Raw genomic sequence first — 26,410 nt, forward strand, 5'->3', positions numbered from 1 at the left:
GAGAGTACTGCACGCTGAGGCTATTTGATATCAAAGACGGAAACGATCCACCGATTGCGAAAGCTGTCCGGCCATTGCCGAAAGTTCGTCGGTAGTGCTGGCGGTCTGCCCGATGACCCGGCTATTGCCCTCGGACATACTGGCAATCATCTCCACCTGGTGAGCGATTTCGTTACTGGCCAGGCTCTGTTCACCAATGGTGCGAGTGATGTCGTTGACCAGCTGTGTGGTGCTCAACGTGGCCTCCAGTATCTCGCTGATCGAGCGTTGCACTTCGGCGGTGACGGCCATGCCCTTGTCGACCTGGGCAACGCCTGCTTCCATGCTGGTCACCGCCTCGCGGGTACTTTGCTGAATACGAGCGACCATCGCGGTGATTTCCTGGGTCGAGGTGCTGGTGCGCCCCGCCAGATTGCGAACTTCGTCGGCAACTACGGCAAAACCTCGACCCTGCTCGCCAGCGCGTGCAGCTTCAATGGCTGCGTTAAGCGCCAGCAGGTTGGTCTGATCGGCAATGCCCTTGATCACCTGAATAATATTGAAAATTCCTTCCGAGTCCTTGTCCAGCGTACGGATAACCTGCGCCGACAGCTGCGCCGAGCGGGCAATGCTGTCCATGTCACTGACCACCTGATGAATAACCCGGCCACCATTTTTCGCCAGTGTTTCAGCCTGATTTGCCATCTCCAGTGCGTGGCCGGCATGCCGGGTGATTTCTTCGATGCTCGCCGTCATCTCGCTGGTCGCTGCCGACATGGTGCCCGCTGCCGAGCTCTGCTGCCGACTGCTGTCGGCCACTTCATGGCAGCCACTGCTGAGCTGGCGGCTCATACCGCTGACGCCATGCGCGTTGCTGCGCACCACTTCGATCATCCCGCGCAGGTCGCGCTGCATGACCGCCAGACTGCGAATCAGCATGCTGGCCTCATCACGGCCACGGGGCTCGGCGATTGGTTCACTGAGATTGCCGTGAGCAATGCTGTCGGCAATGCGGCTGGCAGAGGCAAGAGGAATCATGATGCTGCGGGTTACCCAGCGGCCCTGAACCAGAAGCAGCAGGATACTGGCCACCAGCACCACAACCAGAGCGATGTTGGCGCTGCGGATTGCCTGACGGGCACCTTCGCCGCTTGCCTTGAAGTTCTCCTCGATCAGGTCGCTGAGACTGGACATCTGCTCTTCCAGTTGCGTGAAGGCGCTGGTGAACGTGCCCAGTTCCTGTTGCGCTCGTTCCGGATTAACCAGAGCCAGACCGACAATACGCTCGCCACTGGCAATATAGGTATCGAGGCTGGGCTTGATCCTGTTCAGCTCCGCCTTGATCGCTTCGGTGATGGGAAGTTTGAGGTTATCGTTCAGCACAGCGCGAAAATGTGCAGCATGCTCATCAAGGGATTTCTGCACCTCTTCACGCGTGCTGTTGCTTTTGCCCAGGCCGACCAGCATTGCCGACAGCACATCGGCACGCAGCGCATCGTGCATCATGTCGGCTTCCAGATGATTGCTGAGCGCGGTCATGCTGACCTCGCTGTCGATCATCGCCGTCTCCGTGCGCGTATTGCCCACATAGTTGACCAGACTGATGATCAGAACCGTCAGCACGCTGGTGCCAATCAACAACAATAGACGTAGCTTTATCGACATCCTGATGTCCCCTGCGATCAGTGAAATAACATGAACTGCGGAGTGCTCTTATTCAGAGCTTATCGACGCCTGTTACCCGTAACTTGAACCCGTTTACAGTTTTTTACTGTATGAGTGCCCGCGAACGATCGATTACCCGGCCTGACGTCGACCTGTAACGCGGCTATGGTGAACTGTAATGAACTCACGCCCACCGCAGGAGCCAACCAAGTGTCTGACAAAAAACCCGCTATCGATCTCACCTACCGACCACGCCTCGCCGACCTCAAGCCACTGCTCCCTTCGGCCGAATTGCTTGCACCGCAACCTCTTGCATCGCCACGCACCACACCGGCGAGCGAATTGCAGAAACGTAAGGGGTATGTCGAGAATTTTCTCGGTGACTTCGTCGTGCCATGGCCCTCGACCGACGCGGAGCTGGCACCGGATGTCTATCCGCTGGACAACGCTGGAAATCGCCTCGATTACACCCACTTTTCAATCACCATGTCCCGCAGTCGGCGTCTTGCTCTGTATGTCGGTGTCAATATCGACGGTGCCAGCAGCGTCGAGGTCAAGCGTGGCAAGGATTCGTGGTCTTTTGATGGCAGGCTGCCTGCCGAGGCGCAGATCGGCGAAAGCCTGTACGCCGACAATCTGCTGGATCGCGGTCATCTGGTCAGGCGTCAGGACCCTAATTGGGGCAAGGAAGCCGAAACGGCCAACAGCGATACCTTTCACTTCACCAACTGCTCACCGCAGATGGCCGCCTTCAATCAGAAGACATGGCTGGAACTTGAGGACTACATCCTTGAGAACACGCGACGCTGGAAATCCCGGGTAACCGTTTTCAGCGGGCCGGTGCTGCGCGAAGACGACCGCAGCTACCGCAACGTCAAGATCCCTTCGGCATTCTGGAAGGTCGTGGCGTTTCTTGGCGACGACGGCAAACCTTCGGCCAGTGCCTACATGATCGACCAGAGCAGCGAGCTGGGTAAGCTGGAGATCGTATTCGGTCCACTCAGAACCTGGCAGCGCAGCGTCCTGCAGATCGAAAAACTCACTGGCATCAGCTTCGGCGACCTGGCCAGCTACGATGGTTTCTCCAACGAAGAGCGCCTGACCGGCACACGCATCGAAGCACAGATTCGCGGGCCGCAGGATATCCGGTTATAGCGCGTTATAGACAAGCCCTGAGATACCGTAGAGTGGGCTTGTGCCCGGAAAGCGTCGAGCTTCCGGGCTAATTGAAACAACGCTGAGCGCTCCGCGTGCGGTTCACTGGAAAGACAGTCAGTCCACACCGCGGCCCTATTCGAACTGCTGGCGATTCTCCGGGGTGATGAGTTTGAAGGGTACCCAAATGACCGGAGATGCCAGTGTTTCGCCACGCGCCATGCTCAGCGCGGCATCTACTGCGCCGTTGGCCTGGCCGACCGCATCCTGAAACACGCTGACGGCCATCTTGCCCTCGGCCATCAGCTTCAAGCCGTCCGGGGTGCCGTCGATGCCGCCCACCAGATAATCCCTGGCATTCTTTCCGGCCTTCTCCAGCCCCATGATCGCACCGATCGCCATTTCGTCGTTGTTAGCCGCGACGATAGAGAAGTCCACACCCTGCTTGACCCAGTCAATCACGATTGTCGCGGCCTGGCTGCGCTCCCAGTTGCCGATTTTCTTCTGCACGACCTTCATGTTCGGGTACTTGGCGACCACCTTTTCCACGTCCTCGGTGCGCATGACCGACGACTTGTTACTCGGATCACCCACCAGAATCACCACGTTACCCTTGTAACCGGCACGACGGGCCAGCTCTTCCATTTGCAAAGTGCCGGACTCCAGTTCGTCAGAGCCGACAAATGCCGTCAGCGCAGGCCACTTGGCAGGTTCCGGATTGCGGTTGACGAATACCAGCGGAACCTTGGCTTCGTTGGCCAGACGCATCATTTCCGCTGCACTTTTGCCGTTCACCATAGCAACAACGATGGCGTCGACTTTCGAATTGACCAGGTTGCGGAATTGACGCATCTGCAACTCCACGTCGTCCTGGCCGTTCTCCATGAAGATGTCGGCATCCAGCAGCGCCACCTGCTTTTCCACGCCGTGGCGCAGAATGGTCTGAAAATTGTCGTTGTACTTGGCCATACCCACGCCGATCAATGGCGTGGCCGCCTGTGCCAGGCCCGCGACCAGCAGGCTTGCACTCAGGGAAATCGATAACCACTGTTTCATGTTCTGACTCCCGGGCATCAAACGCTGAAATGATGGAGCAGCTCGCGCTGATCCCTGGCCATTTTCGACAGGTCCTGACTGCTGCTCGCAGACTGTTCGGCACCGTCGGCGGCCTGCTGGGCAGAATCGTTGATGTGCGTGACCATGCGACTGGTTTCCTGCACCGTTGCGCTTTGCTGCTCGGTGGCAGCTGCGATCTGGATATTCATGTCGCGAATCGTGTCCACCGCCTCACCCATTTCCACCAGCAACTGGTCGGCACCGGAAGCCAGCGTCACGCAATGATTGGACTGGATCTGGCTTTCGTTCATCACCTGCACAGCCGAGTGGATCTTGCTCTGCATCTGGCCGATCATTTCCTGAATCTCGCTGGTCGAGGTCTGGGTGCGACTGGCCAGCGAGCGTACTTCATCGGCCACCACCGCAAAGCCCCTGCCCTGCTCGCCAGCGCGTGCCGCTTCGATGGCCGCGTTGAGCGCCAGCAGGTTGGTCTGCTCGGCAATGGTACGAATGGCATCGACAATACCGTCAATGTTTTGCCCGTACTTCTGCAACTCGTCGGTGACCGCAGACGCCTTGTTGACCTGTTCAGCCTGCTGACGAATGTTGACGATGGTTTCAGCCACGCGCTTCTGCACCTTGTCGGTCAGTTCGCTGGTGCTGTCCACCGCTCCACGCGTGTCCTGAGCACGACGGGCCACTTCTTCCACGGTGCTTTCCATTTCATTCATGGCCGACGCGGCAGAATTGAGACGGTCTTTCTGCTCGTCGACCACGCGGGTAGTCTGCTCACTGATCTGGGCGTTCTGACTGGCAGTCAACGCCAGGGTGTCGGCAGAGCCGATCAACTGCCGAAACGTCTGTTGCAACGACTGGGTGAACTCATTGAGGTAACCGCCCAGCTCGCCGAACTCGTCGCGACGGCTGACATCGAAACGCACCCGCATGTCGCCGCTGGTGAGGGTCTTGAGCACCTCGCGAAACGCCGCCAATGGACGCCGAAGGCTGAACGCGACCCAGGTACCGATGACTGCCGCTGCAACTACCGCCAGCAGGCAAGCGATCAACAGCAGGCTGAGGCTGGTGGCGATGGTCGAATCCGCACCCGCCTTGGCCTCGTTGGCCACCGCCAGTGACTGATTACCGAACTCGCCGATCTTGTCCAGTGTTGCCTGAAGCCGGGTTTCCGCCGCCTGGCGCTGTTTACCAACCTGCTCGGCGAGCGCCGCCTCCTGCCTGTAGGCCTGATAAACGCCGTCACTGCCGGTGAGGTCGTTGAGCAGGCGGTTGACCATCACACCAGCGATACGACCGCCGCGTGGATCTACTGCCTTGAGTTCGCGCGCCCGAGTACTGATTACCTCATCCTGCAGGTTGAGCACACGCTGCAAGGTCTGGATATCCGGCGTCGCCGCGTGGGCAGCCAGCCCCTCGTAGGATTTGCCGACTTCCAGCAACAGCTTTTCACCTGCGGCCACGTTATCCGCAGCCCCTGCACTGCGCTCGCGGGCAATGTAATCACGAAGATAACCGGTCAGTTGGGCGCCCTGGCTGCTGCTGTAGCCCTGCAATACCCGGCTCTGGAGTGACCGCAAAACGTGCTGTCGATGGCTGGCAATCAGGGTCTGCGCCTGTTCGGCATAAGCCGCGCTCAACTGACGCTGCTGATTCAGGTTGTCGCGCAGTTCAGCGCGGTCGCCGATGTAGGCAGGCGTGCTGTCCAGCAACTGATTGAACCGGGCCATGCTGTCGTTAAAGGGCTGCTTGCCATCGTCAATCTGCTTGGGGTCAGTGCTGACCAGAATCCCGAGCAGTGCCTGATTGGCGCGCAACACATGTACATAAAGCTCGCTCGCCGCCCTGCTCAAGGGTGCCGACTGCCCGGTAATGATGCTGATCCGGTCGCTTATGGAATGGGTGCTTTGGTAGCTGATACCTGCCATGGCGAGCAGCAGCACAACCAGCACGGCAAACCCACCGATCACTCGCTGAAGAATGGTCATGGCTATCCTCTTTTATTTTTATTGCGCCGAATCTGATCCGGGCCTGCGTAGAGAACGTCAGTCCGGAAAATGATCGGAGCTCAAGAGAGAATGTCGGCCGGGCGGAAGGCGACTTGAGGCATGGTTCACATTATCTTTATCGAAAAAAGGGCCGCCTGACCTGAAAGATCACGCAGCCCTCTGACTACCCCAATGGAGATCAGCGGAAATGACGCGCTACCGCCTCCGGTGCATCAGGCACATCCATGTTGATCCTGCGCCATGCGGCCTGGGCGAAGCTGTACACCGAAAACGCGATCAGACCCAGCGCCACGATCAGTAGCACCAGACCACCGGCAGGCAGATCCTGCAAACCGTTGAGCGCATCCTTCATGCCCGGCGGGTGCATGGCCTGATAGCTGGAACCGCTTACGGCCAGCAACACTGCAATTTCGATAAACGCCACGCCGCGGGCGATCAGCCCGAAGCGCGACACTGGACGCACATATTTCATGACGTCTTCATCAGCCTCGAAATACTTCTCGAAAGACGCCTTGTAGCCCTTGATGATATGCACAATGCCCAGCGCCAGTGGCACCAGTGCCACGACGTAGACCAGCAGGTTGGAGTGATCCCAGGACAGAAGCGTTGCCAGCAGGTCCTTGGCCTGACCACCACCCGATGAGCCACCGGAACTCTTGAGCCCGCTGACCAGCAGGCCCAGCGCGAAAAACGCCAATGCCCCATAAGTAAAGCCGCCCACCAGAAGACCGCCACGAATCACCAGCCCCTTGAGTTCGCGGCCATGATGGTCCACATCACGCGTGGCCTGCAGCACACGCCATGCGGCGAACGCCAGTAGACCGACAATTACCACCCCGACCAGCACGCTGCCGAACGGCTGGCTCAACAAGGCTTCAAGACTGCTGTGGCTGTCGGCAGGCTGTGAAGATCCCTGCGCCGCCAGTACCGCGAACAAACCAATAATCAGATAAACAACACCACGGGCGGCATAACCGCCTCGTGCAAGTAGAACAAGGCCGCGTTGCGCCGACATAAATAACTATCCCTGAGAGTAATTACAGGAACAGACCCGGCATGTTCACAGGGGTTCGACCCGATTGACGGCGTGCGCACATTGCACGCCGTCAATGGGCTCATGACCCTTCAGGCAAACGTGGCGCCTCGCGTATTCACGAACACCGAGTAAAGTGAATGGCTGCTGGCCATGAACAGCCGATTGCCCTCTCGCCCGCCAAAGCAGACATTGGCGCAGCGTTCGGGCAGGCTGATGTGGCCGATGGCCTTGCCTTGGGGGTTGAACACTCGCACGCCGTCGAGTTTCTCCATATCCGCCTTCGGATCACCGTTACCTCCCCAGCCGCACCACAAGTTGCCGCTTTCGTCGCATTTGATGCCGTCGATGGCCGCGTAGTCCAGACCTTCGATGTGTTTACGCCGCTCGCCCAGCGTGCCATCTTCGTTGACCGCTATCGCCCAGATGAGGCCGTGGGGTTTGGCGCGCCCTTCGACCACATACAAGGTTTTCTCGTCCGGCGAGAAGCACAAACCATTCGGACCTGCCAGATCATCGATAACCCTGGAAACCTTGCCGTTAGAGGGGTCTATGCGATAGACGCCGAAGGGTTGCTCCTGCTTGACCTTTTGACCTTCATAGTTGCTTTCGGCCTGGAAGGTAGGATCGGTGAACCAGATAGACCCATCGCGTTTGCAGGCGATGTCGTTGGGCGAATTGAAAGGCTTGCCCTCGAAACTGTCGGCCAGCACGGTAATACGCCCGTTGTATTCGGTACGCGTCACCCGCCGTCCTTCGGTGGTAGTGCTCGACCCCTCACAGACCAGCAGCCTGCCCTGGCGATCGCGGCACATGCCATTGGAAAAGTTCGAATGCTCGCGGTACACCGACAGCTGACCCGTTACCTCGTCCCAGCGCATGATCCGATTGTTGGCGATATCGCTGACCAGCAAGTAGCGACCGTCTCCAATCCACACCGGCCCTTCGGCCCAGCGCATGCCGCTGGCCAGCTTCTCGACGCTGGCATTGAATATTCGTATTTGGGTAAAGCTGTCATCCAGAACACTGACCAATGGGTCGGGGTAGCGCTGGGTCAACGGCTGAGCGCTGGAAAGACGCGGCAATGCGCCAATGGCGGCGACCGTGGCCGAAACAGCCAGTGATTGTTTCAGGAAGCCTCTACGGCTTTGGTCTGCGGTGGTGGTTAGGGGTGAGAAATCCATGGTGCGTCTCCTTGTTGTTATTTTTGGAACGGCGTCCGCCTTGCAGCCGCAAGGCATCCTACAAGATATCTTCAGTCACGACAGGGCTCTGGTAAACCTCCAATTCCCATGCCCTGCGTTTATCACCTTACTGATCTGAATCGACAAAGAGTTTTAGCCGCACCCCGTACAATAAATGTTGACGGCACCAACATCACCAATACCATTATGACAAGAAGCATGAACTCTCCATTTTCTCCGCCGATTATACCCAAAGCACTTGCAGCCGAAACATACATATCGAGGCCTGTTTCAGTTTGAAGCAGCCAGCCCATCAGGCCTAGCGCGACAAGCCATTTAGTGAGCAGCGCAGCCAACACTAAAATTAGCGTGCTCTTTGTGATGAGCTTCATTATTTTTTTCATTGAGATATCTTCACTATTCGCTAAAAGCAGACACATCTATTACGCCATAGTACTTCAGATTCGTCCCCGGAAGAATTTCGCCATGCTGACTGCGAAGAAAATTTTTAAGCTCATCAAATCCAATCTGAGAGTTAAGAGTGATACAGCCTTGGCTTATACCACGCGGCCCAACGGGATGAAGCCTAAACGCGCCTCGTCTTATGTTATCAATGGTTGTCTGATCATCAACCTCTCCATCATCTCTGTAAAGACCAAACCACTCCCCCCTATCTGTACCAGCTAAAAAGTCCTGTATAGGCTCTTTAATCCAACCAAGACTACCCCCACTTTGCCGATCAACAATAAAATATCGACCAACTGGAATTGCACCCTTTCCCTCCACAGACTGATACTTCGGACTGTTGACAAAAGGGACGCCCATACCCGAGAAAGCTTCATAGGTAGCTTGCCCGCAACGCAAATTGCTTACAGGCTCACCATTTAAAGAAAAACTGCAGTATGCAATATTAGGATTATTGGTATTTCCAGACATGCGACGCCCGTCCCTTGCCAAAATTAAGCGTAAACCTTATTTTTTATACCATCCCATCCGCCAACAACTTGCCCGCCACCTTGACCGTCGGAGCGCTTTTGCTGAGTATAAAGCATTTTTATTCGCACATAATTAAGGCGTATAGTTTCGGTTGGAAAACCATTCTCTACCGAACCATTACCATTGGGAGATACCGACGAAAGTATAACCTCTTCAAGTTTAATCTCTAGGTATTTTATTTTTTCCGACCCCGCACGATTTACAGCAATAGTAACCTCTTTAAAATGCTTTCCACTGCAGCAGGCCTCATGAAGCTTAGGTGTAGACTTGTCCACAGCCTTACGAAAGAAAAAATCGCTCATACTGGCTCGACCACTGCTTGCACCGCCGGCACTTGTTGCAGTCGCTGACGCTGACTGGCTGGCACCAACATCGAAATCAGAAAGCTCGATCCAATCTTTAAATACCGCATCAAGAGATTCGCCCGGAATACCCTCAATCTGCATATAAGTGTCAAGCGCCATAGTAAAAACCCCTATTAAAACGAAGAAAACCCTTTACTAACTGAGTCTTGTGATTTTGAAAGCCACTGATTAACCGCGTCAGAATCGTAAGTATTCATGCATCAAGTAAAAGACTACATGAGCATACTCGCCAAAACCATCATCTTTATCTGAAGATGATGAAGGAATGATCGTCAAAAAAAGTTTAAATACAAACATCGATTTTTTTGCGTGCCGCATTCGAACTGGTTAAGTTACCTGTCAGCACGGTATCCAAAAAAATCATGATTGCTCGGTACTGCGAAGCTGCCGACAATTCAGGTATCGTACGCAGCTATCCCTTTTACTGCCCGAGCACACCAGATGCCCTCAAGCAAACGCGAGCAGGCCCGCACTGAGCGCCAGCTTGTTACAGCGCTGACGCATGCCTGTGAAACAGCCAAAACCGAAATGCCCGGCTTTTGCTGGCTGACTCACGAAGTTGATTACGCAGCCTTCCCGGCCAGCCTTCAGGTGGTGTGGGTGTTTGACACGCTGGCCGAAAAGAACGCTGCGCTGGCGCGCGGGCTGGTGGAGCGGATGATCGGTCTCACGGTTGAGGCACTTGACGATGCACAGGTTAGCCTGACAAATGTACCGGCTCATGTGCATGTCGACTGCGAAGAGCAGTGCCTGCGCGAGAACGGTGGCGACTGGCAGCAGCGTATCAAGCGCAAATACGCCAGGCGGAGTTAATATGGCAAAAGACATTGAAAACCCGTGCATTTCCGTGTGCCAGCTCAGCGGCGATCTGTGCGTGAGCTGCGGGCGTACCAAGGACGATATCCGCAAGTGGAAACGCATGAAACGTCCGGAAAAGATGGCCGCCGTGCAACGTGCCACACAGCGCATGAAAAGCCTGCAGAAAAAGAACGTGTGAAACCGAAAATTTCATCTTCGGTGCGGAAACTTCTTTAAAACGGCCCCGGTCAGTATTACCCGTGACTCGGCTACCTGGAGTCTGACGAATTACGGGAATTCCGCTCTTGGCCAGTCATGCAGATCGCCGCAACACCCTTTCACTGGATAGCCTGAATTTCTTCCTCGCCGATGTGCGTGACGGCCTCGGGCCTTACCTGGCGATCTATCTACTGGCCGTGCATAAATGGGACCCGGCCAGCATAGGCGTGGTGATGACCATCGCAGGTATCGCCGGGCTGCTGACCCAAACCCCTGCTGGCGCGCTTATCGACCGGACGCCTTACAAGCGCGCCATGATTGGTGTGGCGGCGCTGCTGGTGACCCTGAGCTGCCTGATTCTGCCTTTCACTTCGTCCTTCTCCGTCGTCGCCCTGACCCAGGCGCTGAGCAGCATCGCGTCCTCGGTGTTCGCACCGGCCATCGCGGCCATCTCTCTGGGCATAATCGGGCCGAAAGCCTTTACCCGTCGTACCGGGCGCAATGAAACATTCAACCATGCCGGTAATGCCTGCGCAGCCCTGTTAGCGGGCGGCTTTGCCTACCTCTTCGGGCCTATTGCGGTGTTCTATCTGATGGCAGCGATGGCCCTGGCGAGTGTTATCGCGATCAGCTTCGTTTCTGCGGATGCCATCGATCACGACGTCGCCCGGGGTTTTGATGCGAACCACAACGCTCATGGAGCTCAGCCTTCCGGACTTGCTACGTTGCTGAGCAACAAGCCGCTGCTGCTGTTCGGCATCTGTTGCGCACTGTTCCATCTGGCCAACGCAGCCATGTTGCCACTGGTCAGTCAGAAGCTTTCGCAAATCAATATGCAGATGGCGACGCCGCTGACCTCGGCGTGCATCGTCGCAGCCCAGCTGGTCATGGTGCCAGCCGCGCTGCTGGTGGGTATGAAAGCGGATGACTGGGGTCGCAAGCCGCTGCTGCTGGCAGGCTTTCTGATTCTGCCGATTCGTGGTGTGCTTTACACCCTGTCAGACGACCCCTACTGGCTGGTGGCGGTGCAGATGCTCGACGGCATCGGTGCCGGCCTGTTCGGCGCGCTGTTTCCATTGATGGTCAAGGACCTCACTCAAGGCAGCGGACGTTTCAATGTAAGCCTCGGGGCACTGTCCACTCTGTTCGGACTGGGCGCGGCGCTGAGCAACGGCCTGGCCGGATTCGTGGTACATGCAGCAGGCTACAGCGCTGCGTTTCTGACCCTCGCGGGTGTGGCGGCGGCGGCGTTTTGCCTGTTGCTGGTAGCCGTACCGGAGACACTTTCACGTTCGAATAATGAACCTGACCTCAAACCTGACCACGCGGTGAGCACGTAAATCTGTTTACGCCACCCGAACCTGCCAGCCTTCGCGCTGGCAGGTCACGATGACCAGCCCGCTTCCTGCGCCCTGCATACCGCCTATCCAGCGCCCTGCCCCGTCCCATAGGCCGCTGCGGCCTGCTGACTCCCAGCCGCCAGTCGGTGCTCCGTGATTGGCCACCAGCACCGGTAGGTTATGACGTCGGGCATGCCCCGCGAGCAGCTCTGCATCCTGCGCATAGCCACCCGGCGAAATCAGCACGCTCGCGGCATACACCCAGGCGCCACCTGCTGCCATACGCTGCACATGCGCAGGCTGCGTGAAGTCGGCACACACGCATAGGCCGATCTGTTGCTGATCAATGGGCAGATAGCAGTCTTTGTCTCCAGCACTGAACACCTTGTCCTCACCGGGATGCAGGTATTGCTTGGCATAGGTAGTAACGTCGCCGTCAGCGGTGAAGGTCAGCGCACCAATCAGGATGCTGTCATTTGCTCCTTTGAGCGGTACGCCAATGGTGGTCACCAGGCGCAGCTTCATGGCCAACGCCTTAATCGGCTCAAGACGGGCGTCGTCCGCATGCAACGCCAGCGCTCGGGCCAGATCGGGTTCGTAGCCTGTCAATGAGAGCTCGGGAAACAGCAGGTAACTGGCCCCAAGATCAGCGGCGCGCTGCATGAACGCGAGGTGCCCGGCCAGGTTCTGTTCGATATCGCCCCTTGCAGAGCAGAACTGAGCAACAGCGAGTATCGGAAACTTCATGGACTCTCCTGAGAACACAGTGGTGACAAGTCGGACATTATCTAACACGCGCTGCCCGGTTCACACCTGGTTACATTTTCAACCACGACCAATGTTGTACGACGTCTTATCTTAGCTGGCAGTGAATGACATCTCATTACAATAAAAACGGAGATTCAACGCATGCCTCATACCCCGTCTCTCAAAGAAACAGCTACACCCGCCAGCGAACCTCGTCTCAAAAAACTCGCCAAACTGCTCGGCCCCGGCATCATCGCGGTACTGTCCTGGCTGGGCGCGGGTGATCTGATCACATCGTCGGTGGCAGGTGCCAGTTATGGCTACGCCATGATGTGGGTGCTGGCGATTTCGCTGTTGCTCAGGTTCCTGATCGTCAACATCATTGCCCGCTTCCAGCTCTGCAATAACCAAGGCATGACCATTCTGCAGGGCTATGCGCAACTGCATCCGCTGTTTGCCTGGTTCATGCTGGGCTACGCGTTGTTGATGGGCCATCTGATCAACGCCTACATGATCAAGGGTGCCGGTGAAGCGCTTGCCATGCTGCTGCACATCAATCAGCCGTTGCTCTGCTCGGTTGCGGTGGTGATCGCCGTATGGCTGCTGGTGGGACGCAATATCTACACGATGATCGAAGGCGTCATGAAGGTATTGCTGGCAATCATGACCTTGGCGTTTCTTACCCTGGCGATCATGTCCGGTCCGGATGTCAGCGGCATCATCAAAGGCACTATCGGTTTCAGCATTCCACCCGATGAAGGCGTGCATGGGGCGCTGCTGGTGGCGGTCTCGGTGATCGGTGCCGTAGCCGGCTCCATCGCCAACTTCGTCCACCCTTACGTGATGCGTGAAAAAGGCTGGACCGGCCCCGAGCACAAACGTATTCAGCGCAACGATCTGCTGTTCGCCGTGATCGTCGGCATTATCATCAACCTGGCCATCTGGGTGGTGGGCGTCGAAATTTTGCGACCCAACGGTATTCAGGTGAACACCCTGGCTGATCTGGGCAAGGCGCTGGAGATATTCTTCGGCCCGCTGGGCTGGTACATCTTCTTCATCGGTGTGTTCGCCACGCTGTTTGCCAGTATTTCCGGCAAAACCACCGCCTTCCCGATGCTGATCACCGATGCCTTCCAGCACATTCGCCCGAAGCGTCGCGAACGCTACGGCAAAGTGTTCCACAACGACCCGATGCACAAATGGTTCATGCTGTTCATTCTGGTCACCCCGCTGATCTGGTCGCTGCCCGGCATGCCGGACTTCGTGACCCTGACGCTGGGCGTCAACGCACTGAACATCGTGGGGCTACCGGTCATCTCGCTGGGGCTGCTGATCATGTCCAATCAGAAGTCGCTGCTGAGCAAGGAATACCGCAACAACTGGTTCGAGAACATTGCGCTGACCTTTGCGACCGGACTGGCCTTGTGGGTGGCGTTTCAACTGGGGACAGAGTTGCTCGCCTGAGCAGATAGAACGCTACATGTGCGCGGAATAAACCGTCTTCGAGTCCATTTCCGTCCATGGAAATGGACTCGGTTTCAGTATCGAATCTTCCCCCTACCTCAAACCCTACCCTCACGCGTCAGGCTCCTGTCGATGGGTACAACTGTCACATCCCGCCAAAAACAAACAGAAATAATTCTCAACGGAGATGTTATATTGTATCTATTATCATCAGGAAGTCTCACATGTCGTCTCGTAGAATCGCGTCTCTGGCAGGCTTGGCAATCGGGGTTTTTGGCAATACCGGCTATGCGGAGGAACATCCGCAAACCATTGAACTGGAAAGCGTCAACGTAACCTCCGACTATCAGTACGAGACAGCCACCAGCCCGGTTCAGGGCTATCGCGCTACCCGTTCGGCCACCGCCACCAAAACCGATACCGCCATCCAGGACATTCCGCAGTCGATCAGCGTAGTGCCCGCTTCGGTGCTCAAGGACCTGGGCAGTAACAGTGTCGAGCGCGCGCTTGAGTTTGCCGGGGGCGTGTCGAAGCAAAACAACTTCGGAGGCCTGACGCTCTACGAATACAGCATCCGCGGCTTCACCACCTCCGAATTCTACAAGGACGGCTTCAGCGCCAACCGCGGCTACCCTGCCACGCCGGATGCCGCCAACATCGAGCGTATTGAAGTGCTCAAAGGCCCCGCTGCCAGTCTGTATGGCCGTGGCGACCCTGGCGGGACGGTCAACATTGTCACTAAAAAACCCCAGCGTGAAGCATTCACCACCCTGCAAACCAGTGCGGGCAGCTGGGATCGCTATCGCACCGCACTGGATGTCAACACACCGCTGGATGAGGAACGCAGGCTGCTGTCTCGTGTCAATCTGGCCGTCGAAGACAACAACAGCTTTCGTGACCATGTCGAAAGCAAGCGGGTCTTCCTCGCCCCCTCATTCAGTTGGCAGTTGAACCCCGACACCAGTCTGTTGGTGGAAACCGAGTTCGTGCGGCAGACATCGACTTTCGACCGGGGTGTGGTCGCCCCCAACAATAAATGGAGTGGCGTGTCCCGCTCGACCTTCCTCGGCGAACCGGACGACGACATCGACAATGACAACAACATGGTTCAGTTTGCCATTGACCATCAACTCAGTGATGTGTGGTCGCTGCGTCTGGCCAGCCACTACAAGCAAGGCGAAATGTCAGGTTTTGCCAGCGAGGCACGCCCCCTGAATGCCGACGGTCGTACCGTCAACCGTCGTTACCGCGAACGCGACAACAACTGGCACGACAGCATCACCCAACTGGAATTGCGCGGCCATTTCGACGCGATCGGTCTGGAGCACGAAGTGCTGATCGGCACCGAATACGAGAATTACCGCAAGAACGAGCGGGTGACCACCATTGCAGGCAGCCCCTATGCCATCGACATCTACAACCCGGTGTATGGCCAGCCGAAACCCAATGGCGCGCGTTCCGGCACTGATTTCTACGAGCACATTGAAAGCCGTGCGCTGAACCTGCAGGACCAGATTGTCTTTACCGACAAGCTGCGCGGGATGATCGGCGCGCGCTACGAGCACTTCGATCAACAGGTCGATGACTTCACTACCAATGCTACCTCCGGGCAGCGTCACGACGCGTTCACCCAGCGCGCCGGGCTGCTTTATCAGCTCACACCGCAGGTTGGCCTGTTCGCCAACGCATCCACCTCGTTCAAGCCGAACAATGGTCTGGACGCCGCCGGCAAAACCTTCGACCCGGAAGAAGGCATCGGTTATGAGGCCGGGATCAAGAGCGAACTGTTCGACAACCGCCTGAGCACCACCCTCGCCGCCTTCCACATAGAAAAGGAAAACGTTCTGGCCCTGGACCCGGGCACCGACACCAATCGCGCCGTGGGCAAGGCTCGCAGCCAGGGTTTCGACATGCAATTCACCGGACAAATCACTGACGCGGTGCGGATCATCGGAGCATTCGCCTACATTGATGCCGAAGTCACCAAGGGCGACCGGACCATCCCGGCAGGCAGTCGCATCCTCGGGGTCGCCAAACACAGTGGCAGCCTGTTGAGCGTCTATGAATTTCAGGAAGGCGTATTGCGCGGTTCGGACGTGGGCGCGGCATATACCTACGTCGGCGATCGTTCCGGCCAGTCCGGCACCGACTTCGAGCTGCCGGCCTACCAGACCGTCGACCTGCTGGCTCACTATAAAGCCAGCGAGAACGTGACAGTGGGCTTGAACCTCAACAACATTTTCGATGAAAAATACTACGAGCGCTCCTACAGCAATTACTGGGTCGCGCCCGGCGAACCGCGTAACTTTACGGTCAGCCTGACACTCGGCCTTTGACTCCTGTAACCCTCGCTTCACAACAATAAGGATGCACCATGCTGTCAACAAAACCTTTCATGGCCTTGGGCCTGCTCGGCGCATTGTTCGCCAGTCAAGTAAACGCACACGGCCTGTGGACCGAACAGCGGCGCGGCAATATCGAGGTGGTCTACGGTCATGGTGCGGAAGACAACGCGTTCAAAGCGCAAAAAGTCAGCGGCGCATGGGCGTATGACCAGCAGGGCAAAATGATCCCGGTGACGGTACAACGCCTTGAGGATCACGCGCGACTGGTGCCGCTCAAGCCGCCCGCCGTGATGACGGTGGCGCTGGACAACGGCATGTGGACACGCAACGCCGAGAAAAAGTGGATCAACGAAGGCCGCAGCAAAGTGCCCAATGGCACCGACTCGATTCATACCTTCAAATACAGCGTGGCAATCTACGCAGAAGACGCGCACCTGCCCTCGTTCAGCAAATTGAATTTTGTGATCGTGCCACAGGCTGATCCATTGAAGGTCGGGGTTGGCAAACCCTTACCGGTACGCGTACTGATCGACGGCAAACCCGCCGCCGGTATCAAGCTGATCGGCGATTACCGCAGCGCACCAGACGTGGTCAGCGCCGAAACCGACGCCCAGGGCCTGGCCAGCGTGATCGTGCGCAACGAAGGGCTGAATATCATCGCTGCCGAGGTCACGCAGCCGGTCAAGGATAATGTCGATATCGCCGAGCGCGGCTTGTTTACCTCATTAACGTTTGTCGGTGAGGCGCATCACGACTGACCCTTACTGCTTCCTGAAAACGCCCGCCCTGGGCGTTTTCTGCCTCACGGCAACTGAAAAAAAGGCACCGGCTCCCCACCACGCCAACTCCCCATATTCCCTTTAGTAAACAAAGTTTCCAGAAACCTCTGGACGCTGCTTTTCCTTTCGCCTATAAAACAGCCTTCAAGAATATTAAATTCCTGTAGAGAATTTTATTCGCCACTCAAAAACCTCTGTATCTGACTTTTGCCCCCTTTGCCGAGCTGCCGCCCTATTCCAGAGGACAAGCCATGCAACACGAGAAGAACCATTTCATCCTGAAGATCAGCTGCCCGGCGACCTCCGGCATTGTCGCGGCAGTGGCTTCCTGCTTGGCTGGCAACGGCTGCTACATCGGTGAAATGGCCCAGTTCGACGATGAGTACAGCGGCACCTTTTTCATGCGCGCAGTGTTTCGCTTCAACGACGGTCACGACGGCGACATCCAGCAGTTGAAAACCGGTTTCGATGTGGTGGCCAAAGACTTCGCCATGCAGTGGGAACTGCATGACACGCGTCGCCCGATGCGCGTTTTGTTGATGGTCAGCAAGTTCGATCACTGCCTGACAGACCTGCTGTACCGCTACCACAAGGGGGAAATGGACATGACCATCACCGCCATTGTGTCCAACCACTTGGACTTGCGGCCGATGGCCGAGCGGGAAGGCATTCGTTTCATTTACCTGCCTGTGAGTAAAGAAACCAAGGCTGCGCAGGAAGCTGCGCTGATGAAGGTGGTCGACGAAACCGGTACCGAACTGGTGGTGCTGGCGCGCTACATGCAGATTCTCTCCGACGACCTGTGCAAGCAACTGGCGGGTCGGGCAATCAATATTCATCACTCGTTTCTGCCAGGTTTCAAGGGCGCCAAGCCATATCACCAGGCTTATGAGCGCGGCGTGAAATTGATCGGTGCCACTGCGCATTACGTCACCAGCGACCTGGACGAAGGCCCGATCATCGAGCAGGAAGTGCAGCGTGTCGATCACGTCTACCTGCCTGAAGATCTGGTCGCAGCAGGCCGTAACAACGAAACCATCGCGCTGTCGCGGGCAGTCAAGTACCACCTTGAGCATCGGGTGTTTCTCAACACTGACCGAACGGTGATCTTCCGATGAGCGCGCGCATCATCGATGGCAAGGCAGCCGCCGCTCGTGTTCTGGAACAAGTCAGCACCGAAGTGAAAATCTTGAAGGCCGACGGCATCGAACCGGCACTGGCGGTCATTCTGGTCGGTAACGACCCGGCCAGTGAGGTGTATGTGCGCAACAAGATCCTGCGCGCCGAGGAAGCAGGCATTCGTTCGCTGGAGCACCGCCTGCCTGCCAAGAGCAGCCAGGCACAGGTGCTGGCGCTGATTGCCGAACTGAACGCCGACGACTCGGTAAACGGCATCCTGCTGCAACTGCCACTGCCGTCGCACATGGAAGAAGCCCGCGCCTTGCAGGCCATTGATCCGGGCAAGGACGTCGATGGCTTTCACAGTGAAAACGTGGGCGGCCTCAGCCAGGGACGCAGCGTACTGACGCCCTGCACGCCCAGCGGCTGCATGCACTTGCTTGAAGAGACCTGCGGCGATCTGAGCGGCAAGCATGCGGTGGTAATCGGTCGTTCCAACATCGTCGGCAAACCCATGGCCGCCCTGCTGCTGCAAGCGCACTGCTCGGTGACGGTGGTGCATTCGCGCAGTAATGACGCCAGGGCCTTGTGTCAGTTGGCCGACATCGTCGTGGCAGCGGTTGGCCGCCCGCGCCTGATAGATGCCAGCTGGCTCAAGCGCGGCGCGGTGGTGATCGATGTCGGTATCAACCGCATCGAGGATCAAGGCCGCAGCCGCCTGGTGGGCGATGTCGATTTCGACAACGCCCTGAGCGTGGCTTCTGCCATCACACCGGTACCCGGTGGCGTCGGGCCGATGACCATCGCCTTTCTGATGAAAAACACAGTGACTGCTGCTAGGCAGCAAGCCCTCGCACAGCGCAGCCAATCGGAGGCCGTATGCCTTTCAACCTGTTGAAATACGGGCTCAGCCCGGAGTATCCGGTCGAGGTGGATCTGCCTGCGCCCAAGGAACTCAAGCCTTCCTACGACGTGGTGATCATCGGCGGCGGTGGTCATGGCCTGGCGACCGCGTACTACCTGTCGAAATACCACGGCATCACCAATATAGCCGTGCTGGAAAAAGGCTATCTGGGCGGCGGCAACACGGCGCGCAACACGGCGGTTATCCGCTCCAATTACCTGACCAGCGAAGGCGTGAAGTTCTATGCCGAGTCGGTGAAGATGTTTCAGGGCCTGTCCAACGAGTTCGACTTCAACATCATGTATTCGGAGCGCGGCCAGCTAACCCTCGCGCATACCGACGCCACCGTACGCTCGTTCCGTCAGCGCGCCGAGGTCAACAAGCATTTCGGCGGCCGCACCGAAATGATCGACCGCCAGCAGATCCGCGAACTGGTGCCGAGCCTCAATCTGGACCCTGGCCATCTGCCGGTGCTCGCGGGCCTGTGGCATATCGACGGCGGCACCGCACGTCATGACGCGGTGGCCTGGGGCTATGCCAAACAGGCGGCCAAGCGCGGCGTCGAGATTCATCAACTGACCGAAGTGCAGGAACTGGTAATCGAGAATGGCGCCATCACTGCTGTGAAAACCAATCGCGGCACCATCCAGTGCGGTTGCGCCGTACAGGCGGTCGCGGGCATGAGTTCGCAGATGATGAAAAAGGCCGGCATTCGCTCACCGATCCAGACCTTCCCGCTGCAAGCGATGGTCACTCAACCCTTCAAACCGTTCCTCGACCCGTTGGTGAGCTCGTCTGCCCTGCACTGCTATGTCCAGCAGACCAGTCGTGGCGAGGTGGTGTTTGGCGGCGGCTCGGACCCGTATCCGCTGTTCAACACGCGCTCGACGCTGGACCTCAAGGAAAGCCTGCTGGCACACGCCATCGAGATGTTTCCGTTTCTGGCCAACGCCAAATTGATGCGCCAGTGGGCCGGAATCACCGACATGACCCCGGACTACAGCCCGATCATGGGGCTTTCGCCGGTCAAGAATTATTACCTGGACGCAGGCTGGGGCACCTGGGGCTTCAAGGCGACGCCGATCTGCGGCAAGACCATGGCCGAACTGGTGGCCAGTGGCGGCAAGGTGCCCGAGTTGATCAGGCCATTCGCGCTGGAACGCTTCTCGACCTTCCAGCAAGTCAACGAAATGGGCGCGACAGCGGCCAGCCACTGACGGAGAGCGACACATGAAAATCATGACCTGCCCGCTCAACGGGCCGCGCAACATCAGCGAATTCACCTACGGCGGCGAATTCAAGCACATGCCTGACCCGCAAACCTGCAGCGATGCGCAATGGGCCGATTACGTGTTCAACAGTGAGGACACCCTGGGCGTGGTGCGCGAGTGGTGGATGCATAACCCGTCCAGCTACTGGTTTCTGGCCGAACGTCATACCGGCAGCGACGAGATCATTCGCACCTTCGACCCGCGGGAAATATTTACCGCACGTATCGACTTCGCTCCCCTCCCATCCAAGGAGATCGCAGGATGACCACCCCAGCCCGCTTGCCCGAGCCCATGGGCCTGCTGATCGATCGCAACCAGCCGCTCACCTTCAGCTTCGATGGCAAAACGTATCAGGGCCTGCAAGGCGACAGCATTGCCAGCGCACTGCTGGCCAATGGTCGCTTTCTGCTCTCGCGCTCGTTCAAATACCATCGCCCGCGCGGACCGCTGAGCATGGCCGGACAGGACGCCAACAGCCTGATCCAGTTGCCACACGAGCCTAACGTGCTGGCCGACACTTTTGTCTTGCAGGATGGCTTGCAGGCAACCGGACAGAATTTCAGCGGCTCGCTGGACCACGATAGGGATGCCTGGCTGGGCAAGTTCTCGAAGTTCATGCCGGTGGGTTTCTACTACCGCTCGTTCTACAAGCCCAAAGGCATGTGGAAAGTCTGGGAGCCGATCATTCGCAAGAAAGCGGGCCTCGGCGTGCTGGATCTGGACTTTCAGCCTGAATACTACGACAAGGCCTACCTGTTCACAGATCTGGCGGTAATCGGTGCAGGACCTGCCGGGTTACAGGCGGCTCTGACCGCAGCCAACGCCGGAGCCAGGGTGCTGTTGATCGAACAGCAGCCGATACTCGGAGGTTCGCTGACTTACGCGCGCTTCGATATCGACGGTCAGCGTGCCGGGCAACTGCGGCGCGAACTGGTCGACGCCGTGCAGGCGCACGCCAATATTCAGGTCCTCACACAGGCCACTTGCAATGCCTGGTTTACCGACAACTATCTGCCAGTGATTCAGGGCAAGCGTCTGTACAAGGTGCGCGCTACGCAATGCCTGGTGTGCAGTGGCTCGTTCGACCAGCCGGTTATTTTTCGCAACAATGATTTGCCCGGTGTGATGCTGACCAGCGCCGTGCAGCGTCTGATCAGGCTGTACGCAGTCAAGCCCGGCAAGCGCGCGGTGGTGCTGACCGGCAATGATGACGGTTACCTCGCTGCACTGGATTTGCACGATCAGGGTGTCGAAGTGGTCGCGGTCGCCGACATGCGCGCCAATCCGTCGGATCGGGGATTGCAGGTTGCGCTGGAGCAACGCGGCATCGTCTGCCACATGAGCACCACCGTGTATGAAGCGCTGCACGAGAAAGGCATGCGTCACGTAAGCGGGGCCGAGCTGCGCAAGATCACCGGCCAGGGTCAGGTGGCCAACAAGGGTTTGAGTGTCGAGTGCGACCTGCTGTGCATGTCCGGCGGCTACATGCCGGCCTACCAGTTGCTGTGTCAGGCGGGCGGCAAGCTGGCCTATGACGATCGGCAGGCCGAGTTCGCGATCAGCAGCCTGCCGCAGAACCTGGGCATCGCCGGTTCGGTCAACGGTTATCACGCGCTGGATAACGTGCTGACCGATGCGGCGAATGCCGCCGCCGGGGTGCTCTCGGCGCTAGGCCTGGAATCGACCGACAAACCGGCCGCACTGCGCAGCGAAGCGCAGGTCAACTTCGCCTGGCCGATTTTTCCGCATCCCGAAGGCAAGGATTTTGTCGATTTCGACGAAGACTTGCAGGTGCGCGATATCGTCAATGCCACCCGCATTGGCTATCGCGACATTCAGTTGGTAAAGCGTTATTCCACTGTCGGGATGGGGCCGTCGCAGGGTCGTCACTCAGCGTTGCCAACCGCACGACTGGTGGCCGCGTCTACCCAGCGCAGCATCAGCGAAACCGGTGTGACCACTGCCCGGCCGCCCTTCGAGGCAGAGAAACTGGCGCACGTCGCTGGACGGGCCTTCGACCCCTACCGCCAGACGCCCATGCACCAACGGCATGTGCAGGCAGGCGCGAAGATGATGCCGGCCGGGATCTGGCAGCGTCCAGCGTTCTATGGCAAGCCATCGCAACGCGATACCTGCATGCAGCAAGAAGCACTGCATGTGCGCAACAAGGTCGGGATTATCGATGTGTCGACACTCGGTGGCCTGGACGTGCGCGGACCCGATGCCGCCGAGCTGCTCAACCGCATGTACACCTTTGCGTTCCTCAAGCAGCCGGTCGGGCGTTCACGCTATGCGCTGATGACCAACGAGCACGGCGTGGTCATTGACGACGGCGTTTGTGCACGCTTTGCCGACCAGCACTTCTACGTCACCGCCACCACCAGCGGTGTGGATCGCATCTACCAACAGATGCTCAAGTGGAATGCCCAGTGGCGTCTGAATGTGGACATCACCAACGTCACAGCGGCCATTGCTGCGGTCAACGTGGCGGGCCCGGATTCACGCAAGGTACTGGAGCAAGTGTGTACCGACCTTGATCTGTCCGCAGCAGGTTTCCCCTATCTGGGCGTGCGCCTGGGCACTGTTGCCGGCATCAAGGCGCGGCTGTTGCGAGTCGGTTTCGTCGGCGAACTGGGCTACGAAATCCACGTTCCGGCCCGGCATGCCCTGACACTGTGGGACGCGCTGACCGAGGCTGGCAAGGCGTTTGATATGCGTCCGTTCGGCGTCGAAACGCAGCGTCTGTTACGTCTGGAAAAAGGCCACGTCATCATCAGCCAGGACACCGATGGCATGACCCATCCAGCCGAAATCGACATGGGCTGGGCGGTCAGCCGGAGCAAGCCGTTCTTTGTCGGCCGCCGCTCAGTGGATATCCTCGAAGCCCAGCCACAGAAACGCAAGCTGGTGGGCTTCACCCTGCCCAAGGCCAGTCCGCTGCCGCTTGAAGGTCATCTGGTGCTCAAAGGTCCGGACATCAGTGGCAACGTGACCTCCTGCGAATACTCGTCAACCCTCGGCATGATTATCGGCATGGCTTATGCCGCGTTCGACCAAAGCACACCCGGCCAGCAGATCCCGATTCGCGTCGAAGACGGTGTGGTGGTTCAGGCGACCGTCGTGAAAATGCCCTTCTTCGATCCTGAAAACCAGCGCCAGGAGCTCTGAACCATGACTAGCCTTATCCAGGACCGCCCGGTCAGAGCTGGCGCGCCCTCACTGTGCACACTGCAAGACCTGACCGATCTGCCGCGCGTGGGGTTTCGCGGTACGCAAAGCGCCGAATACCTGACAGCACGTGGTTTCAGTCTGCCCGACACGCCGAACCGCGCGGTTACTCAGGCCGACGGCAGCCATGTTGCACGTCTTTCGCAGACCGAATACCTGCTGCTCGGCAGCCCGCTTGATAAAGGCCAGCGCATAGCCGACGAGGAAGCCCGTTGGGAACTGGACCATAACGCCAACTACCTGCTGCCTCGCGAAGACAGCCATGCGTGGCTGCAACTGAGCGGCCCGTGCATCCCCGAGGTGATGGCTAAATTGTGCGGCGTGGACCTGCGTCCGTCAGCATTCGCAGTCGGCTCGGTGGCGCAGACCTCGGCAGCGCGAATCAATGTGATCGTGATCAATGTTGGCGCGCAGAGCGAACCCTGTTTTCAGATTCTCTTTGATCGGGCTTCACTGGCTTACTTCAAGGAAGCGATGCTGGATGCCATGACCGAGTTTGGAGGGCGCCTCTCATGAACAACGGGTTACTGCTTCAGTGAATAAAGGCCGTTTCGTGCTCATGAACGACAACAAGTGTCTGTTACCGCCAAGCCGCCTAAAGAATGCTGGCATAAAGCCGTTGGACATTTGGTAGACCATAAGAGCGACCCTCGGCTCAACGCCTGGGGTCGCAGACTGCACCCATGCAGCACCCGACACTTGCGGCAGTAACGCGCCCCCCGGAGCTCAAATGAATATCAAACAGAAATTGACGTGGGCGTTCGCAGTCATTGCGTGTTTGCCCATATTAGTCGTCGCCGCCATCGTGATCGTGAATCTGCGTGACAAGGCGACCAGTGATTTCGTGGACAGCAGCGCACGCGAGATTCGCCAGGTCGACAATGCCATGCAACTGTTTTTCGACGGCATTACGCAGAACGTCAATTACATCGCGGCGCACCCGCTGATCGCCGGGGCGAGCGATGATTTCCGCAACTACATGGGCGCAACGCCTCCCCCGCAGTCCGAGAATGACAGGCAGGCGACCGAGCTGTTCGCCAGTATCGCCAAGGCCCATCCGGCCTACTCCTACGTCTCTTACGGGTTGATCAACGGCAGCTACATCATGACGCCGGAAGACCCGAAAATGAGCAACTACGACCCACGTGTTCGCCCGTGGTACAAGACCGCAATGGCCAATGCTGGCAAAACCGTGCGCAGCGACGCCTATTACTGGGCCAACGATGACGCGGTGCTGGTCAGCACCATTCGGGCGATCCCCAATAAACTGGGCAACCCTGGCGGCGTGGTCAACATCGACGTATCACTCAAGCAGCTGACCAACATCGTCAAGCAGATCAAGCTGGGTGACAGCGGCTACCTGATGCTGATGGAAAAGAGCGGCACCGTGCTGGTCGATCCCAAGCAGCCGGAACACAACTTCAAGAAACTGGGTGAACTGGGCGACGGTTTCACCGAGCTGGCCAAAACCGGCAGCGGTCTGGTCGAGGTAACACTCAACGGCGAACGCTACATGGCCAACGTGTACCCGTCCGAGCAACTGGGCTGGAACTTCATCGGTCTGATCAAACAGGACGAAGTGATGGCCTCGGCCACCCGCCTGACCTGGCTGATCGGCGTTATCGCTGCGGTATTGGCGGTGGTCTTTGCGATTGTCGGTGCCAGCTTTGCCAGCGTCATCGTGCGTCCGATCCACAGCGTGTCGAGCGGTTTGGAAGGCATTGCTGGCGGCGAAGGCGACCTGACCCAGAACCTCGCCGTGCGCGGCAAGGATGAAACTGCGCAACTGGCAGGCTGGTTCAACAAGTTCCTTACCGCGATTCGCAACCTGATCCAGCACATCGGCCAGGCTGCCGGGAAGATTCTTGAAGCCTCACACAGCTCCACCCGTGTCTCCAACGACATGGCCGAAGCCGCTGGACGTCAGCGCGAGGCGGTGGACATGGTCTCCACGGCCTTCCATGAAATGGTCGCCACCTCCAACGAAGTCGCTCGTTCCTGCAGCCAGGCCGCCGATTCGGCCGACAGCGGTCAGCAGCAGGCGCGCGAAGGTCAGCGACAGATCGACGATGCGGTGCGCAGTGTCGACCAGCTCAGCGAGGAACTCACCCGCTCGGCCAAGGATATGACGCAACTGGAAAAGGACAGCGCAGGCATTCAGTCGATCCTCAACACCATCCGTTCGATTGCCGAGCAGACCAACCTGCTGGCCCTCAACGCGGCCATCGAAGCAGCTCGCGCAGGCGAGCAGGGTCGCGGCTTTGCCGTGGTAGCCGACGAAGTCCGCGCGCTGGCCAAACGTACCTCGGACTCGACCGCCGAAATCGACAACCTGCTGGGCAATCTGGCCAAACGCACCGCTTCGGTGGCGCAACAGATGCACGCCAGCCTCGACGTGTCGCAGCAATCGGTGATCAAGATCGGGCAGGCACGCAGCAGCTTCGGGCAGATCCGTGAGTCAGTTGATGTGATTCGCGACATGAACACCCAGATTGCAACCGCCGCCGAAGAGCAGCATCAGGTGGCCGAAGACATCAACCGTCACATCAGCCAGATCCATGGCGACGCCCAGTTGATCGCCGACCTCTCGGACTCCGCCCGTGCGGATTCCAGAAGTCTGGAACTACTGTCCAGCGAACTCGACGGCCTGGTGCGCAAGTTCAAGACCTGATACTGCACACTCGGAGCGTGAGAAACGATAGGTGTCTGTGTGTCCCCTATCGTGCCCATGCTCCGCGT

The 26,410-nt window shown here is 58.0% G+C and carries 23 protein-coding genes and 1 pseudogene; 15 read left to right on the forward strand and 9 right to left on the reverse strand.

Annotated features, from left to right (window positions below):
* Nucleotides 1-30 precede the first annotated feature (30 nt).
* A complete protein-coding gene (locus RYB66_RS00585) occupies nt 31-1,644 on the reverse strand; it encodes a methyl-accepting chemotaxis protein (protein ID WP_005744258.1) in 1,614 nt (537 codons plus the stop codon).
* Nucleotides 1,645-1,854: 210 nt separating this feature from the next.
* Between RYB66_RS00585 and RYB66_RS00590 the strand changes: the two genes are divergently transcribed.
* Nucleotides 1,855-2,799, forward strand: coding sequence for a DNA/RNA non-specific endonuclease (locus RYB66_RS00590; RefSeq protein ID WP_005744259.1), 945 nt, complete (start codon nt 1,855-1,857; stop codon nt 2,797-2,799).
* A 135-nt stretch (nt 2,800-2,934) separates the two neighbouring features.
* On the opposite strand, the gene RYB66_RS00595 is transcribed toward RYB66_RS00590, so the two are convergent.
* The 7 genes from RYB66_RS00595 to RYB66_RS00625 all read right to left on the reverse strand — a co-directional run bounded on the left by RYB66_RS00595 (nt 2,935) and on the right by RYB66_RS00625 (nt 9,556).
* Nucleotides 2,935-3,855: a substrate-binding domain-containing protein gene (locus RYB66_RS00595; RefSeq protein ID WP_005732958.1), complete on the reverse strand. Its 921-nt coding sequence runs from the start codon at nt 3,853-3,855 to the stop codon at nt 2,935-2,937.
* Between the two features lie 17 nt (nt 3,856-3,872).
* Entirely contained in the window at nt 3,873-5,858 is a 1,986-nt protein-coding gene (locus tag RYB66_RS00600; protein ID WP_016981350.1) for a methyl-accepting chemotaxis protein, read from the reverse strand.
* A 199-nt stretch (nt 5,859-6,057) separates the two neighbouring features.
* On the reverse strand, nt 6,058-6,894 hold the full coding sequence (locus RYB66_RS00605; RefSeq protein ID WP_005732959.1) for a DUF1206 domain-containing protein: 837 nt from the start codon (nt 6,892-6,894) through the stop codon (nt 6,058-6,060).
* A gap of 110 nt (nt 6,895-7,004) precedes the next feature.
* On the reverse strand, nt 7,005-8,096 hold the full coding sequence (locus RYB66_RS00610; RefSeq protein WP_005779725.1) for an SMP-30/gluconolactonase/LRE family protein: 1,092 nt from the start codon (nt 8,094-8,096) through the stop codon (nt 7,005-7,007).
* A gap of 122 nt (nt 8,097-8,218) precedes the next feature.
* Entirely contained in the window at nt 8,219-8,488 is a 270-nt protein-coding gene (locus RYB66_RS00615; RefSeq protein ID WP_016981348.1) for a hypothetical protein, read from the reverse strand.
* 25 nt (nt 8,489-8,513) lie between these two features.
* Entirely contained in the window at nt 8,514-9,032 is a 519-nt protein-coding gene (locus RYB66_RS00620; RefSeq protein WP_081023588.1) for a DUF2778 domain-containing protein, read from the reverse strand.
* Nucleotides 9,033-9,055: 23 nt separating this feature from the next.
* Nucleotides 9,056-9,556, reverse strand: coding sequence for a type VI secretion system tube protein Hcp (locus RYB66_RS00625; RefSeq protein WP_316893534.1), 501 nt, complete (start codon nt 9,554-9,556; stop codon nt 9,056-9,058).
* A gap of 342 nt (nt 9,557-9,898) precedes the next feature.
* On the opposite strand from RYB66_RS00625, the gene RYB66_RS00630 reads away from it, so the two are divergent.
* From RYB66_RS00630 to RYB66_RS00640, 3 genes are all read left to right on the forward strand, one after another.
* The gene (locus tag RYB66_RS00630) at nt 9,899-10,270 is read left to right on the forward strand and encodes a hypothetical protein (RefSeq protein WP_316884523.1); all 372 of its coding nucleotides are present in this window, start codon (nt 9,899-9,901) and stop codon (nt 10,268-10,270) included.
* 1 nt (nt 10,271) lies between these two features.
* Complete coding sequence (locus RYB66_RS00635) at nt 10,272-10,454, forward strand: DUF1289 domain-containing protein (RefSeq protein WP_004665593.1); 183 nt, start codon at nt 10,272-10,274, stop codon at nt 10,452-10,454.
* Nucleotides 10,455-10,560: 106 nt separating this feature from the next.
* Nucleotides 10,561-11,814 (forward strand): MFS transporter, encoded by a 1,254-nt coding sequence (locus tag RYB66_RS00640; RefSeq protein ID WP_316893535.1) that lies wholly within the window; start codon nt 10,561-10,563, stop codon nt 11,812-11,814.
* 6 nt (nt 11,815-11,820) lie between these two features.
* Here RYB66_RS00640 and RYB66_RS00645 read toward each other — a convergent pair whose 3' ends face one another.
* The gene (locus RYB66_RS00645) at nt 11,821-12,561 is read right to left on the reverse strand and encodes a carbon-nitrogen hydrolase family protein (RefSeq protein ID WP_005779731.1); all 741 of its coding nucleotides are present in this window, start codon (nt 12,559-12,561) and stop codon (nt 11,821-11,823) included.
* Nucleotides 12,562-12,723: 162 nt separating this feature from the next.
* Here RYB66_RS00645 and RYB66_RS00650 point away from each other — a divergent pair, with 162 nt between their 5' ends.
* The 11 genes and pseudogenes from RYB66_RS00650 (at nt 12,724) to RYB66_RS26470 (ending at nt 26,342) form a co-directional block, all read left to right on the forward strand.
* Nucleotides 12,724-14,025, forward strand: a complete 1,302-nt coding sequence (locus RYB66_RS00650; RefSeq protein WP_002553892.1) for an Nramp family divalent metal transporter — start codon at nt 12,724-12,726, stop codon at nt 14,023-14,025.
* Between the two features lie 224 nt (nt 14,026-14,249).
* Nucleotides 14,250-16,361 carry a TonB-dependent siderophore receptor gene (locus RYB66_RS00655; protein ID WP_005779733.1) on the forward strand — a complete coding sequence of 704 codons (2,112 nt, stop codon included), beginning with the start codon at nt 14,250-14,252 and terminating at the stop codon, nt 16,359-16,361.
* Nucleotides 16,362-16,399: 38 nt separating this feature from the next.
* A complete protein-coding gene (locus tag RYB66_RS00660) occupies nt 16,400-17,128 on the forward strand; it encodes a DUF4198 domain-containing protein (RefSeq protein ID WP_005746838.1) in 729 nt (242 codons plus the stop codon).
* 272 nt (nt 17,129-17,400) lie between these two features.
* A complete protein-coding gene (purU, locus tag RYB66_RS00665; RefSeq protein ID WP_004658059.1) occupies nt 17,401-18,267 on the forward strand; it encodes a formyltetrahydrofolate deformylase in 867 nt (288 codons plus the stop codon).
* The gene (folD, locus tag RYB66_RS00670) at nt 18,264-19,166 is read left to right on the forward strand and encodes a bifunctional methylenetetrahydrofolate dehydrogenase/methenyltetrahydrofolate cyclohydrolase FolD (RefSeq protein WP_005746839.1); all 903 of its coding nucleotides are present in this window, start codon (nt 18,264-18,266) and stop codon (nt 19,164-19,166) included. The genes purU and folD overlap by 4 nt, the downstream gene beginning before the upstream one ends.
* Nucleotides 19,148-20,389, forward strand: coding sequence for an FAD-dependent oxidoreductase (locus RYB66_RS00675; protein ID WP_005779738.1), 1,242 nt, complete (start codon nt 19,148-19,150; stop codon nt 20,387-20,389). The genes folD and RYB66_RS00675 overlap by 19 nt, the downstream gene beginning before the upstream one ends.
* Nucleotides 20,390-20,402: 13 nt before the next feature.
* Complete coding sequence (locus RYB66_RS00680; protein WP_002553898.1) at nt 20,403-20,708, forward strand: sarcosine oxidase subunit delta; 306 nt, start codon at nt 20,403-20,405, stop codon at nt 20,706-20,708.
* A complete protein-coding gene (locus tag RYB66_RS00685; RefSeq protein WP_016981342.1) occupies nt 20,705-23,611 on the forward strand; it encodes a 2Fe-2S iron-sulfur cluster-binding protein in 2,907 nt (968 codons plus the stop codon). Before RYB66_RS00680 ends, RYB66_RS00685 begins: the two co-directional genes overlap by 4 nt.
* Nucleotides 23,612-23,614: 3 nt before the next feature.
* Complete coding sequence (locus RYB66_RS00690; protein WP_005746842.1) at nt 23,615-24,187, forward strand: sarcosine oxidase subunit gamma; 573 nt, start codon at nt 23,615-23,617, stop codon at nt 24,185-24,187.
* A gap of 370 nt (nt 24,188-24,557) precedes the next feature.
* Nucleotides 24,558-25,484: pseudogene (locus tag RYB66_RS26465) on the forward strand (cache domain-containing protein); the annotation flags it as partial.
* 129 nt (nt 25,485-25,613) lie between these two features.
* Nucleotides 25,614-26,342 (forward strand): methyl-accepting chemotaxis protein, encoded by a 729-nt coding sequence (locus RYB66_RS26470; protein WP_371913369.1) that lies wholly within the window; start codon nt 25,614-25,616, stop codon nt 26,340-26,342.
* Nucleotides 26,343-26,410: the final 68 nt, after the last annotated feature.

It is taken from the genome of Pseudomonas syringae group sp. 243L2, from assembly GCF_032587875.1.
Lineage (GTDB): Bacteria > Pseudomonadota > Gammaproteobacteria > Pseudomonadales > Pseudomonadaceae > Aquipseudomonas > Aquipseudomonas amygdali.